Source organism: Nonomuraea sp. GTA35 (assembly GCF_041950525.1).
Taxonomy (GTDB): Bacteria; Actinomycetota; Actinomycetes; order Streptosporangiales; family Streptosporangiaceae; genus Nonomuraea.
This window is the reverse complement of sequence record NZ_JBGNUV010000027.1, coordinates 58,246-71,417: the sequence shown is the minus strand read 5'-3', so window position 1 is coordinate 71,417 and position 13,172 is coordinate 58,246. Positions and strand designations below refer to the sequence as shown.

General features: G+C 73.9%; 10 protein-coding genes. 9 read left to right on the top strand and 1 reads right to left on the bottom strand.

Annotation, left to right across the window (positions count from 1 at the left end; translation table 11 throughout):
- Nucleotides 1–256, bottom strand: a 256-nt coding sequence (locus ACBJ32_RS56855; RefSeq protein WP_375133950.1) for a phosphotransferase, incomplete at its 3' end; no start/stop codon positions are given.
- 229 nt (nucleotides 257–485) lie between these two features.
- On the opposite strand from ACBJ32_RS56855, the gene ACBJ32_RS56850 reads away from it, so the two are divergent.
- From ACBJ32_RS56850 to ACBJ32_RS56810, 9 genes are all read left to right on the top strand, one after another.
- The gene (locus tag ACBJ32_RS56850; RefSeq protein ID WP_375133949.1) at nucleotides 486–3,464 is read left to right on the top strand and encodes a type I polyketide synthase; all 2,979 of its coding nucleotides are present in this window, start codon (nucleotides 486–488) and stop codon (nucleotides 3,462–3,464) included.
- Between the two features lie 52 nt (nucleotides 3,465–3,516).
- Complete coding sequence (locus tag ACBJ32_RS56845) at nucleotides 3,517–4,137, top strand: TetR/AcrR family transcriptional regulator (protein ID WP_375133948.1); 621 nt, start codon at nucleotides 3,517–3,519, stop codon at nucleotides 4,135–4,137.
- A gap of 62 nt (nucleotides 4,138–4,199) precedes the next feature.
- On the top strand, nucleotides 4,200–4,943 hold the full coding sequence (locus ACBJ32_RS56840; protein ID WP_375133947.1) for a response regulator: 744 nt from the start codon (nucleotides 4,200–4,202) through the stop codon (nucleotides 4,941–4,943).
- A gap of 169 nt (nucleotides 4,944–5,112) precedes the next feature.
- The gene (locus tag ACBJ32_RS56835; RefSeq protein WP_375133946.1) at nucleotides 5,113–6,330 is read left to right on the top strand and encodes an aminotransferase class III-fold pyridoxal phosphate-dependent enzyme; all 1,218 of its coding nucleotides are present in this window, start codon (nucleotides 5,113–5,115) and stop codon (nucleotides 6,328–6,330) included.
- Nucleotides 6,331–6,335: 5 nt separating this feature from the next.
- A complete protein-coding gene (locus ACBJ32_RS56830; protein WP_375133945.1) occupies nucleotides 6,336–7,850 on the top strand; it encodes a GMC family oxidoreductase in 1,515 nt (504 codons plus the stop codon).
- A 10-nt stretch (nucleotides 7,851–7,860) separates the two neighbouring features.
- Complete coding sequence (locus ACBJ32_RS56825) at nucleotides 7,861–9,141, top strand: MFS transporter (RefSeq protein WP_375133944.1); 1,281 nt, start codon at nucleotides 7,861–7,863, stop codon at nucleotides 9,139–9,141.
- 137 nt (nucleotides 9,142–9,278) lie between these two features.
- Nucleotides 9,279–11,318, top strand: a complete 2,040-nt coding sequence (locus tag ACBJ32_RS56820) for a thiamine pyrophosphate-binding protein (RefSeq protein ID WP_375133943.1) — start codon at nucleotides 9,279–9,281, stop codon at nucleotides 11,316–11,318.
- Nucleotides 11,318–11,968 carry a transaldolase family protein gene (locus ACBJ32_RS56815; protein ID WP_375133942.1) on the top strand — a complete coding sequence of 217 codons (651 nt, stop codon included), beginning with the start codon at nucleotides 11,318–11,320 and terminating at the stop codon, nucleotides 11,966–11,968. Before ACBJ32_RS56820 ends, ACBJ32_RS56815 begins: the two co-directional genes overlap by 1 nt.
- Before the next feature lie 19 nt (nucleotides 11,969–11,987).
- Entirely contained in the window at nucleotides 11,988–13,172 is a 1,185-nt protein-coding gene (locus tag ACBJ32_RS56810; RefSeq protein WP_375133941.1) for a glycosyltransferase, read from the top strand.

Below are 13,172 nucleotides of genomic sequence, written 5' to 3'. Positions count from 1 at the left end.
GTTCGCCGAACCGTACCGGGGCCGGCACCGGGAGCGGCAGGCGCGGCGCCAGCACGGGTAGCCACCGCCGCTCCTTGAGCTGGAGCTCCGGGGTGGGGTCCATGCGTTGCATGCGCACGGCCAACTCGTCCCCCAGGCGCCACATGTGGTTGCCCCAGCCGCCCGCCACCTCGCGGACGGCCAGCCCCGCAAGGTCTGGATGTTGCTCCTGCAGCAGGTCGCGGACCAGGTCCGCGGTGATCTCAATCTCGGTCATGCGAAGTCACAGTACTGAGACGGCAGGCGGGCGGCCGCGCGATGCCGGGCATGAGGGGCGCGCGCGAGGGAAGGCGAGCAGGGCCCCAGGCTCTCGCGATCGGCTTTCGGTCCTTACTTGGGCTTGGGTACAGAAGGTCTTAACGGCGATGAAGTGCAGAAACCCTGGCCAGAAAAGTTGGATTCGAGTTTACTTTTAGTCCCGAGACCAACCAGAGATAGGGTAGATCATGAACCGGCGCAATCTGCGACAAGAGAGCCCGGCCGAGATCGCGATCATCGGGATCGCCTGCCGGTATCCAGGCATCCACGGCCCCGGGCAGTTCTGGCGCTCCCTCGTGGACGCCGACGACACGATCGGCGACGGCGCGCCCCTGCCCGGGCGGCGCACCGGCCCGCAGGGCGGGCGGCTCGACGCCATCGACGAGTTCGACGCGGCCTTCTTCGACATGTCCCCGCGCGAGGCCCAGCAGGCCGACCCGCAGCTCCGGCTCTTCCTGGAGACCGCCTGGGAGGCCATCGAGGACGCCGGCGTCCTCCCGGAGCGGCTCGCGGGCAGCCGCACCGGCGTGTTCGTCGGGCAGGCCACCTCCAATTACTGGGAGCTGCTCTGCCGCAGCACCGATCCCGACATCTACAGCCTGGTGGGCAGCGAGTTCCGGGCGTCGCTGCCCGGGCGGGCCTCCTTCCACCTCGACCTGCGCGGGCCGAGCATGTCCGTGGACACGGCGTGCTCGGCGTCCCTGGCCGCCGTCCACCTCGCCTGCCAGAGCATCCGGGCGGGCGAGTCCGTGCTGGCCCTGGCCGGCGGGGTCAACCTGGCGCTGCTGCCGTACGAGGAGGACGCCTTCTCCGACGCCGGCATGCTGGCCTCCGACCGGCGCTGCAAGTTCGGCGACGCGGGGGCCGACGGGTTCGTCCGGTCCGAAGGCGTCGGCGTGGTCGTGCTCAAGCCGCTGGCGGACGCGGAAGCCGACGGCGACCGGGTGTACGCGGTCGTCCGCGGCAGCTCCGCCACCAACGACGGGCGCAGCAACGGCCTGCTCATGACGCCCAGCCAGGTCGGCCAGGAGCAGATGCTCCGCCACGCCCTGGACGACGCCGGCGTGCGGCCGGAGCAGGTCGACTACGTCGAGGCGCACGGGACGGGCACGCCCGTCGGCGACCAGGTGGAGCTGACCGCCCTCGGCAACGTCCTCGGCGCGGCCCGCCCGCCCGGCCGGCCCTGCCTCGTGGGCTCGGTCAAGTCGAACATCGGCCACACCGAGGCCGCCGCCGGGGTCGCCGGGCTGATCAAGGCCGCCCTGTGCCTGCACCACCGGGTCGTGCCGCCCACGCTGCACGTGCGCGAGCCGAACCCGTCGCTCGCCTGGAACTCCTCGGCGCTCGAACTGCCCACCCGGACCCGGCCGCTGACGGGCGGCGCGCCACGGGTGGCGGGGGTCAGCTCGTTCGGGATCACCGGCACGAACGTGCACGTGGTGCTGGCGGAGCACGTGCCGGACGAGCAGGCGGGAGCCGGCGAGCCGGCACCCGCGCCCGTGGGCGGGCGCCATCTGCTGACCCTGTCGGCGCGCTCGCCCGAGACCCTCCGGGCCGCCGCCTCGCGGGCCGCCGACTTCCTCTTACCCGGTGGCATCGGGCGCGGCCTCGCCCTCACCGACATCTGCTACACTGCGGCCCGGCGCCGCAAACACCACGAGCATCGCCTGGTGGCGACCGGCTCCACGCACGAGGACCTGGCCGCCGCCCTGCTCGCCCACGCCGAGGACGGCCCGGTCCACGCCGGGGACGCCGTCGCGGGCGAGGCGATGGCCGGGGAGCCGCCCCGCGTCGTCTACGTCTTCCCCGGCCAGGGCTCCCAGTGGACCGGCATGGCCCGCGACCTGCTGTCCGGTTCGCCGGTGTTCCGCGCGGCCCTGCGCGAGTGCTCCGACGCCGTGGCGGCGGAGCGGGGCTGGTCGGTGCTGGACCGGCTGTCCGGTGACGCCCCGCTCCCCGACCGCGCCCGGGACGTCCAGCCCATCCTGTGGGCCGTGCAGGTGGCGCTCGCCGCGCTGTGGCGCTCGGCCGGGGTCGAGCCCGCCCTGCTGATCGGCCACAGCATGGGCGAGGTGGCGGCGGCCTGCGTGGCGGGCAGCCTCAGCGTGCCGGACGCGGCAGCCGTCATCTGCCGCCGCAGCGCCCTGGCAGAACGGCTCAGCGGGCGCGGCGCGATGCTGACGACCGGCCTGACGCAGGAGGAGGCCGAGGGCGTGGTCGCCGGCTTCGCGGACCGGGTGGCCGTGGCCGCGCTCAACGGCCCGTCCAGCACGGTGCTGTCCGGGGACCGGGCGGCGCTGGCCGAGATCGCGGGCCGGCTCGACCGCGCGGGCGTGTTCCAGCGCGAGGTCGCGGTGGACTTCGCCTCGCACAGCCCGCAGGTGGACGAGCTGGCCGGGGACCTGGCCCGCGCCCTGGACGGCCTGCGCCCGACGGCCGGGGACGTGCCCGTGTGGTCCACGGTGCTGGACCGGCTCGCGGACGGCGGCTCGTTCGACGCCGCCTACTGGGTGCGCAACCTGCGCGATCCGGTGCGCTTCGCGTCCGCGATCGAGCGGGTGGCCAAGGAGCGGCCGGCGGTGTTCGTGGAGATCAGCCCGCACCCGATCCTGGCGGGCGCGGTGCGGGACTGCCTGCGCCATCACGGGCTGCCCGGGACGGCGGTGCCCTCGCTGCGGCGCGGGCGGCCGTCGTGGGAGCAGGTGCTGGAGTCGCTGGCGGCCGTCCACGTGGCCGGGGGCGCGGTGGACTGGGCCCGGCTGTATCCGGCGGGGCGGCCGGTCGGCCTGCCGGGTTACCCGTGGCAGCACGAGAGCTTCTGGTTCGGCGCGCCCGCCCATGCCCCGGCCGATCCCCCCGCCGATCCCCCCGCCGATCCCCTCGCCGCTCCCCCGGCCGCCCCCTCCCAGGCGGCTCCCGAGGCGCCCGGTGAGCTGGCCGCGTGGGTGGTGGCGCAGATCGCGGGCGAGCTGTCCCTGCCCGCCGACCGGCTGGAGCCCCGCCGCTGCCTGTCCTCGGCCGGACTGGACTCCCTGATGGCCGCCCGGCTGACCGCCCGCCTCCACGCGGCCACGGGGGGACGGATCACCCCCGGTCTGCTCCTGGGCGACCGGCCGCTCGGTGAGGTGCTGGCCACCATCGAGCTGTTGGCCAGGGAGGCCCGCTAGTGTAGACTCAAGTCTACGAATTTACTGCGGACCATCGAGGTGGACCCACGCGATGACACCTCATCACGGCACGGGCCGGCGTGAGCGCAACAGGGAGGCGATGCGGGCGCGGGTGTACGAGGCCGCCATCTCGCTCTTCGCCGAGAAGGGCTACGTCGCGACCTCCTTCGACGAGATCGCCGACAGGGCCGACGTCGCCCGCGCCACCGTCTTCAACTACTTCAAGCGCAAGGACGAGTTCCTGCTGGCCTGGGGCGACGAGCGGCGCCGCCGGCTCGGGACCATGCTGATCCAGGAGAGCTCGCGCGAGAGCGGCGTCCTCGACCAGCTCACCCGCTGCATGACCAGGCTGGGCGAGGTCACCACCGACGAGCGCCGGGTCACCAGCGAGCTGCTGCTGGCCTGGGTGCGCACGGGCGCCCCGGTGCTGGAGGAGCCCTACACCGCGTTCATCTTCGCGCAGATCATCACCGACGGCAAAGCGCGCGGGGAGGTGCGCCCCGACGTCGACGCGGTCGCCGTGGGCCACCTGCTGCGCGACACGTACCTCGGCACGCTCTACCGCTGGGTGGGCGAGGGACCGCCGCCGTTCTCGCTGGCGCGGTCGCTGACGTCGTCGCTGGGCCTCATCTTCGACGGCATACTCGCCCAGGACGTCACACTCCCGCACTAGACATGGTCTTGAGTCTCAAGTTAGACTTGAGTCTATAACTGTACCGCTGATGGGATGACACCATGAGCCTCAGCGAGCCGAACGACCGGGCAGCGCCCGGAGCACCGCGCCGTGTGAGGGGCGGCTGGTCCCCCGAGCCGCGACGCACGACGGAGGTCGAAGCCCTCCTCGTCGACGCCCACCCCGCCTTCCGCGACGGCCTGCGCGTGGCCCTGGAGTCCGCCGGGATCGCCCGCGTCGTCGGGGAGACCTGTGACGGCACGAGCGCGGTGCACCTGGCCGCGGCCGTGCGACCCGACGTCGTCCTCATCGACGTCACGCTCGACGGCGGCTCCGGCATCGACGCCACCCGCCGCATGACCAGCGGGCCGCACGCGCCCCGCGTCCTGGTGATCTCCGCGGTGTGCGACGACGACGTCGTCATCGGGGCCCTGCGCGCCGGCGCCAAGGGGTTCATCGACAAGGCCGTCTCGCGCGAGGAGTTGCTGCACGGCATCCACCTGGTGGTGCACGGCGGCGCGGCCTTCAGCCCGCAGGTGGCCGACCGGCTGCCCGCCTACTTCTCGGCCCTGCAGGAGGTGCCCGGCCGGGTGGCCTTCCCCGAGCTCACCGACCGCGAGACGCAGATCCTCGAACTGCTCGCCAGCGGGTACGACAACCGCAGTATCTCGCGGCGCCTCGTCCTGGCCGAGAAGACGATCCGCAATCACATCACGCGGATTTTCACCAAATTGGACGCGCCCGACAGAATGACCGCCGCATTGCGCGCAAGAAACGCCGGAATCGGTTTGGAGCGCGTTTCCTGACCCCTTTTCCCGTGACCGGTTCCGGCCTCCGCCGGGACCGGCTCAACCTGTGCCTGGAGCGCATATTCGATAAGGGACTCAACAGGGACATCACTCCCAAGAGTCCGGGACATCCGGCCGCCTAGTGTCGGAAACGTCGGCGCAGAAATTCCGATGTATGGGAGGCAGGATGCGTGACGACGTTCTCACCCGCGACCCGGGGCGACCGGCCGCTCCCGGCGGAAAGGGCCCGCTGGCCCCTGGCGCCCAGGTCTGGCACAATTTCGCGCTCTCGGCCGGCCGGCCGGCGTTCTTCCGGTCCTCCAAGGGGGCCCGCGTGTTCGCCGAGGACGGCACCGGCCTGCTCGACCTGTACGGCGGCAGCGGCACCATCATCCTCGGCCACGGCAACCAGGCGCAGATCGAGGCCGTGCGCTCGGTGCTCGGCAGCGGCGCCACCGTGAGCCTGCGCCACCCGCTGGAGCCGCGGCTGGCCGCGCGCGTGGTCGAGCTGTGCCCCGAGGCCGAGTACGCCGCCTTCTTCAAGACCGGCTCGGAGGCCGTGCACGCAGCCATCACCGCCTGCATCCGGGCGACCGGGCGGCGCAAGGTGCTCACCACGACCTATCACGGCTGGCTGCTGCCGCTCGGCTACCTCAAGCCGGAGCGCCGCTCGGCCGCCGAGCGGACCTCGGCGCGGGAGGCGTCCGGCAACGCCTCCGGCGTCGACGTCGTCGACCTGGACTGGCAGTCGCCGGACCTGGTCGAGCAGGTACGCCAGGCCGCCCGCGGCGCGGCCTGCGTCCTCATCACCCCGAACGCGCTCACCCCCGCCCCGGAGGTCGTGCGCGAGGTGGTGCGGGCGGCCCGCGACGCCGGCGCGCTCGTCGTGTTCGACGAGGTGAAGGCCGGCTTCCGCTACGCCTACCCGAACGTGACGGCGGTGTGGGACCTGGTGCCGGACCTGCGGGTGCTGAGCAAGGCCATGGGCAACGGCTTCCCGATCGCGGCGCTGGCCGGCGGCGAGCTGCTGGCCTCGGAGTCCACCTTCAGCCTGTTCAGCACCTACGCCTCGGAGTTCGTCTCGATGGCGGCGGCCACGGCCTGCCTGGACGAGCTGGCCGGCGGCGGCTACGACGCCTTCGCCACGGCCTCGTCCGCGCTGTACGAAGGGCTGAGCGAGATCGGCCCGCGCTACGGCGTCGCGGTCCGCGGCATCGCGACCTTCTTCCGGCTGGAGCTGCCCGGCACCGTGCACCCGGACGAGTTGTGCCGGGCGCTCTACGACCGTGGCGTGCTCTACCACCCGCTGGACGAGGTGCTGGCCAGCGCGGCGTGGGGCCCGGCGGAGGTCGAGCAGGCGCTGGCCGCCTTCACCGGCGCCCTCGACGAGACGATCCTGGGGTGAGCGGCATGGGCTGCAGAACCTACGACTACGTGATCGTCGGCGCCGGGGCGGCGGGCGCGGTGCTGGCCGCCCGCCTCAGCGAGGACCCCTCGTGCGAGGTGGTGCTGCTGGAGGCGGGGCCGGACTACCCCAGCGCCGACCACCTGCCGTGGGAGCTGCGGCGCAGCTACGGCGTGGGACACGTCGTCCAGGGCTACGACACCCACGACTGGAACCTGCGGGCGCGGGTGACCGAGCACGCCACCATCCCCATGCCGCGCGGCAAGGTGGTCGGCGGGTCGAGCACCACCAACGGCCAGGTCTTCCTGCGTCCCGAGCCGGGCGACCTGGACTCGTGGAACCTGCCCGAGTGGACCTTCGAGCGGGCGCTGCCGTTCTACCGCATGCTGGAGAGCGACCAGGACTTCGCCGGCCCGTACCACGGGACGGACGGCCCGATCGCGGTGCGCCGCTTCCCGCGCCACACCTGGACGCCCGACCAGGAGGCGTTCTACGAGGTCAGCCGCGCCTTCGGCCATCCGGTCTGCGACGACCACAACCGGCCGGGCTCCACCGGCGTCGGCCCGACCCCGCTGAACGACGCGGGCGGGCTGCGCAGCAGCACGCTGACCGGCTACCTCAACCCGGCCCGCGGCCGCCCCAACCTGACGGTCGCCGCCGGCGCGCTGGCCTGCCGGGTGGTCCTCGACGGCGGGCGCGCGAGCGGCGTGGTCGTCGAGACCGGCTGCCGGACGGAGACCGTGCGCGGCCGGGAGATCATCCTGTGCGCCGGCGCCATCGGCTCGCCGCACCTGCTCATGCTCTCGGGCGTGGGGCCCGCCGGGCGGCTGCGCCGGGCCGGCCTGCCGGTGGTGGTGGACCTGCCCGGCGTGGGCCGCAACCTGCGCGACCACATGACGACGGAGCTGATCTGGCCGCTGCGCCAGGACTTCCGGGCCGACGGCCTCCACCACCCCCACCAGGTGCTGCTGCGGCACACGTCCTCCGGGTCCGCGCCGGTCAACGACATGATCGTGTACGCGGCGGCGCGGTGGAACGAGCGCACGTTCGCGATGCGGCCGACGGTGAACCTGGCCGTCAGCCAGGGCGAGCTCACGCCGGCCTCGGCCGACCCGCACGACCCGCCCGTCCTCGACTTCCGCTACTTCTCCGCCCCGTCCGACCTGGAGCGGCAGCGGGAGGGCGTCCGGATGTGCGCCGCGATGGCACGCGAGCCGGAGTTCGACAAGCTGATCGACGCGCGCACCACGCCCGCCGAGGACGTCCTCGGTTCCGACGCCGCGCTCGACCGCTGGATCCTGCGCAACGCGGCCACCGGCTACCACGCGTCCAGCACCTGCCGGATGGGCCCGGCCGGGGACGCGGCGAACGTGGTGGACGAGTGCGGCCGGGTGCACGGGGTAGAGGGGCTGCGGGTGCTCGACGCGTCGATCCTGCCCGACAACGTCCGGGCGAACCTGCACGCAACCGTGATCATGATCGCGGAACGGTCCGTGGCGCTGATCCGCGAGTCGAAGTGAGGAGCGGGACATGTCCGGCGTGATCGCCCCCTACCTTTCCCTGTTACGACTGCCAGGCGTGTCGCTGCCCTTCGCCTCCGCGTTCGTCGCCCGCCTCCCCCTGGCCATGACGCCGCTCGGCATCGTGGTGCTCATCGAGGAGGTGAGCGGCTCGTACGCCGACGCCGGGCTCGTCACGGCCGTGTACGCCCTGGCCACGGCCGCTTCCTCGCCCCTGTGGGGCATGGCCATGGACCGGGTGGGGCAGTCGGCGGTGATCGCCGGCACCTCGCTGGGGTCGGCGGCGTTCCTGGCGGGCGGGACGCTCGCCGCCGCCGCGGGCGCGCCGGACCTGCTCCTGCTCGTGCTCATCGGGCTCGCGGGGCTGAGCTTCCCGCCGGTCATCCCGGCCATCCGGGTGGCCTGGTCGGCCGTCGTGCCCGATCCGGAGCAGCGGCGGACGGCGTACGCGATGGACGCGGTCGCCGTCGAGACGATCTTCGTGCTGGGGCCGCTGCTGCTCACCGCCCTGCTCTGGCTGCCACCGGCGGTGCCCCTGCTGGTGACGGCGCTGCTCATGGCGGCCGGCGGCCTGACCTACAGCCGGACCCGCGCCTCCCGCCTGTCCCGCCCGGGAAGCGGCACGCGCGGCGGCGTAGCGGGCGGTGCGCAGGGCGCGCCCCGGCGTGGCCGCCCGCCCCTGTCGGTGCGCGGCGTCTGGCTCGCGCTGCTGACAGCCCTCGGGATGTCCGTCGGCTTCGGGCAGATGGACGTGGCCATGACGGCCTCCGCCGAGCGCCTGTTCCACAGCGAGGGCCTGATCGGCGTCTTCTTCGCCTGCACCGCGATCGGCAGCACCGCCGGCGGGCTCTGGTACGGCAGCCGCTCCTGGTCCGGCCCGGAACGCCGGCACCTGCCCCTCACCCTCGCCGCCTACGCCGCCGGCCTGGCCCTGGTCATGCTGGTGCTGCTCCCCGGCGGCGGCCTGCTGCCGGCCGTCCTGCCGGCCATGGTCCTGACCGGCCTGTGCATCTCGCCGAGCCTCATCGTCCAGCAGGCGCTCGTCGACCGGAACACCGCGCCGGAGCGCCGCAGCGAGGCGCAGGGCTGGTTGCAGACCTCGCTGACCTCGGGCTCCGCCCTCGGCATGGCGCTCGCGGGCGTCATCGTCGAGCAGGGCGGCCCGGCCGTCGCCTTCGGCGCGGCCGCGCTCGCGGTGGCCGCCGGCGCGCTGGTGGGCGCTTTCGCCCAGCGGCACTGGCGGGTGGCGGGCGGCGAGCCCGACCGCGCCGAGGCCACTCTCCCTTCCTGAGCATCTCCCCCTGGGCGGTCGATGAACCGCCACTGAACGATCACTGAACGACCACGCTCACGGGCGGGCACCCAGCGTGCCCCGGCGCCCGCGAGACGCCTCATCCTGCCCTGATCCGCTGAAGGAGACGGATTTCCATGTCATCTCTCCAAACCGAGATCATCTTCTCGCTCAACGGTGACCGTCCCGACGCCGCCCTGCTGACCAAGGCGTTCCGCCGGCCCGACGGCACCCCCGACGCGCTGCGCTGCGGCGAGTTCCTGGTGGCCGGCCGGGAGCGGGCGGAGCTGCTGCTGCGCAAGGTGCTCGGCCTGCGCGGCGTCACCGCCCCGCAAGCCCAGCAGGCCATCGCCCGCGCCGCCGTGGACGAGGTGCTGGGCTGGCGGGTCCGGCTGACCGGCGCGGAGGCGGTGGCCGTGCTGCTGGCCGCCGAGGAGGTGAAAACCGTCTTCGTCTACGCCGGCACCTCGGAGCTGTCCATGTGCGACGCGGTCGAGCGGGTGCACGGCGTGCGCCTGGTGAACGGCCGCGGCGACAAGGAGTCGGCGTTCATGGCGGCCGGCGCGTCGCTGCTGGAGCCCAACCGGGGCGTCGCCATCCTCCACGGCGCCCGCGGGCTGACCAACGCGGCCGGCGCGGTGGCCGACGCCCGGCGCAACGAGGCGGGGACGCTGTTCATCGTCGGCATGCCGTCCACGAGCTCCGCCCGCTTCCTGCCGCCGCACGGCGAGGACGACCTGATGGGCGGGATGGGGGCGTTCGCGGACTGGATCTGGCAGGCGGGCGCGGTGCCCGAGGACCCGGGCCGGCGGCGCGAGGCCGCCCGCCGGTTCGTCGGGCAGCTCCGCGACGGCCTGGACAGCTCCGCCCAGCCGCCGACCCGGCCCGCGATCTTCGGCGTGCCGCAGGACGTGGCCGAGCAGCGGTGGATCCCCGTCGAGGACCTGATGCGCGCCCCCGCCCCCGAGCGGCCGCTCGACCTCGACCAGCCGTCCTTCGACGCCGCCTTCCGCGAGCTGCGCCACGCCGACAAGCCGCTGTTCCTCATCGACGACTACGCCCTGCGCCACCCCGGGCTGCGGCAGGCGCTCGACGACCTGTCCGGCATGCTCGGCGCGCCCGTCCTGCAACTGCGCTACCGGCGCGGCCCCATGATGTTCGAGCGGCTGCAGACCTCCGAGGTGGCCAACTTCGCCGGCTGGCTCAACCAGTTCAGCTCCGTCCACACCGACCTGCTGGAGGCGTGCGACCTGCTGGTGACGGTCGAGGACCGCAACCTCTACGAGCGCACCGCCGGCCGGCTGCCCTCCTGCCGCAAGATCGCAATCAACACCGATCCGGAGAAGGTGCTCAAGAACGAGTACCTGGACGCCGACGACGTCCTCGTCATCGGCGAGGCCCCCGGCGTGCTGTCCGGCCTCGCCGACCGGCTGCGCCGGGCCGGCCGAGGGCGGGCGGAGCGGTGGTGGCCGCGCGAGGAGGTGCTGTCGGCCGCCCGCGTCACCCCGGAGCCGGCCGCCGCCGCCATCGAGGAGGGGCGCGGCGCGGTGGCGGGCGCGCTGGCCGGCCTCCTCGGCGGCTGGGACCGGCCGGTGCTGGTGGACGACAGCCAGATGTTCGGCGGCCTGCTGTCGGAGCACTACGACGACCTGCCGCCGGGCCTGCGCGTCTTCGGCGGCCATGGCGGGTTCGTCGGCGGCGGCCTGTCGTACGCGGTCGGCCTGGCGATCGCCGACCCGCGCGCCCAGGTGTTGTGCACCCTCGGCGACCAGGGGTTCACCAACTCCTTCCAGGGGCTGGTGGCCGCCGTCCAGGAGCGGGCGCCCGTGCTGTTCGTCGTGTGCAACAACGGCCGGTCGGTGTCCCTGACCAAGCAGGCGCTCGCCTCCTTCGGCGAGCCGCCAGGCGGGCGCGGCTACCTGTCGAACGTCGCCGGGTTCTCCTACTGCCGGCTCGCGGACGCCTTCGGCATGCCCGCCGAGCGGGTCCCGATCCCGATCGGCGGCGCCCCGGACGAGCTGCGCCGGGCGGTGGCCGAGCTGCCCGGCGTCCTCGCCAGGGCCGCGGCGGCGGACGGCCCCGCCCTGGTGGAGCTGGTCCTGCCCGCCGACCCCGAGGTCTGGCGCGGCATCTGGATCACGCAGGGCTTCGAGCAGCGGACGGCGGTGCCGGTGTGATGGGCCTCTACCTGGACTCCGCCGGTCTGGACGACGCCGTCGCGGCCGCCGCGCTCGGGTTCGTGCGCGGCATCACCACCAATCCGGCGCTCATGCGCAAGGAGACCGCCGACCCGCTGCGGCACCTGCGCGACCTGCTCGCCGCCGTGGAACTGCCCGAGGTCTACTACCAGCCGACCGGCGCGTACGGGCCGCCCGGCGCGGCGGCCGAGGAGGCGGAGGAGGCGTGGTCGGCGGACAAGGACCGCGTCGTGCTCAAGCTGCCCGCCACCCCGGACGGCGCCGCGCTCGCCGGGACGCTGACCCGCCGGGGCGCCCGCGTGGCCCTGACCGCCGCCCAGACGCCGCACGCGATGCTCGTCGCCGAGTCGATGGGCTGCGCGGCGGTCATCCCGTACCTGGACCGGGCGGTGCGCGACCTGCGGACGGACTCCGAGCTGATCCGGTCGCTGGCCGGCCTGCGCCGCGGGTCCACCCGCGTCATCGCCGCCTCCGTGAAGAACTCCGGGCAGGTCCTGCACGCCTTCGCCTCCGGGGCGGACGCGGTGACCGCGCCGCTCGCCGTCCTGCGGGAGCTGCTCAGCCATCCGGCGAGCATCGAGGCCGAGCAGGCCTTCGCCCAGGAATACGCCTCCACAGCAAAGGGGTAGAACCGCGATGTCCATCCTCATGCCGACGAATCCGACCGTCCTGGCGACCGCGGTGGCCGACTCCCTCGTGATCGCCTCCGACCTGGGGGCGCGCCGCGCGGGCCTGCTCTACTGGGAGCTCGCCCAGCCGTGGACCGCGGCCGTGGTCAAGGCCGTCCAGGAGAGCGACGAGCCGCTCAGGTCCCTGGGCCAGGCACTCGCCGACGACCCCGCCGACCCCGGCGCGTACTTCGGGCTGATCTCCGCCCTGCTGCGCCGCGACCCGGGCGAGCCCGCCGTGCGCACGCTGTTCGACCTGGCCTGGCAGGCGGAGTGCAACTCGCGGGTGGCCTACCACGTCGGCCACTCCTACGACCGGTCGCAGCCGCAGGTGAGCGCCGCGGAGCTGGCCGGGCGCCCCGTGGACGGGCCGCCGCCCGGCCCGTCCACGGCCGGCGCCCTCATCGTCATCCCGTTCCGCGACCGCGACACCGGCGGCGTCCGGCTGCGCAACCTGCTGGCCTGCCTGCTCGCCCTGCGCGACCAGTCGGCCGCGCGCGCGGACTACCGCGTCGTGGTCGTGGAGTCCGACGACGCGCCCCGGTGGCGGGAGCAGATCGAGCCGTACGCCGACGACTACCTGTTCGCCCCCAAGGCGGGCCTGTTCAACAAGTGCTGGGCGGTGAACGCGGGCGTCGCCAACCGCGGCGGCACGGCCGAGCTGGTCTGCATCCTGGACGCCGACGTGCTGGCCGACCGCGACTTCGTCGCCCGCAACATCGCCCGCTTCCGGCGGCCGGGAACCGCCGGTCACCTGACCTACCGGGACATGTTCTGCCTCGACGACGCCGCCACGTCCTGGTCGATCCGCGAGCGGATCGACCGCAAGGCCCCCGACCCCGCCCCCGCCGGGCTGCGCGGCTTCCTGCTGCGGCGCCCGCCGGGCTGCTGCCTGTGGGTGCGCCGGTCGGTGTTCGAGCGCATCGGCGGCATGGACGAGCGCTACGAGGGCTGGGGCGGCGAGGACCACGACTTCGTCTACCGCTTCGACATCGCCGCCCCGTTCGACAGCTACGACGACCGGCTGCTGCACCTGACCCACCCCGAGGCGTCGGTGCTGAACGACGACGGCACGCTCATCAACGCCCACATCCCTCCGCTGAGCTGGAAGCCCGCGGAGCCCATCGGGCGGCTCGACCGGTTCGCGCGCGCGGAAGGAGCCTGA

Excerpts from the sequence above, each read along its gene's own strand:
- ACBJ32_RS56825 (WP_375133944.1), top strand. The coding sequence starts at position 7,861 with ATGTCCGGCGTGATCGCCCCCTACCTTTCCCTGTTACGACTGCCAGGC.
- ACBJ32_RS56810 (WP_375133941.1), top strand. The coding sequence starts at position 11,988 with ATGCCGACGAATCCGACCGTCCTGGCGACCGCGGTGGCCGACTCCCTC.
- ACBJ32_RS56850 (WP_375133949.1), top strand. The coding sequence starts at position 486 with ATGAACCGGCGCAATCTGCGACAAGAGAGCCCGGCCGAGATCGCGATC.
- ACBJ32_RS56830 (WP_375133945.1), top strand. The coding sequence starts at position 6,336 with ATGGGCTGCAGAACCTACGACTACGTGATCGTCGGCGCCGGGGCGGCG.
- ACBJ32_RS56820 (WP_375133943.1), top strand. The coding sequence starts at position 9,279 with ATGTCATCTCTCCAAACCGAGATCATCTTCTCGCTCAACGGTGACCGT.
- ACBJ32_RS56840 (WP_375133947.1), top strand. The coding sequence starts at position 4,200 with ATGAGCCTCAGCGAGCCGAACGACCGGGCAGCGCCCGGAGCACCGCGC.
- ACBJ32_RS56815 (WP_375133942.1), top strand. The coding sequence starts at position 11,318 with ATGGGCCTCTACCTGGACTCCGCCGGTCTGGACGACGCCGTCGCGGCC.
- ACBJ32_RS56835 (WP_375133946.1), top strand. The coding sequence starts at position 5,113 with ATGCGTGACGACGTTCTCACCCGCGACCCGGGGCGACCGGCCGCTCCC.
- ACBJ32_RS56845 (WP_375133948.1), top strand. The coding sequence starts at position 3,517 with ATGACACCTCATCACGGCACGGGCCGGCGTGAGCGCAACAGGGAGGCG.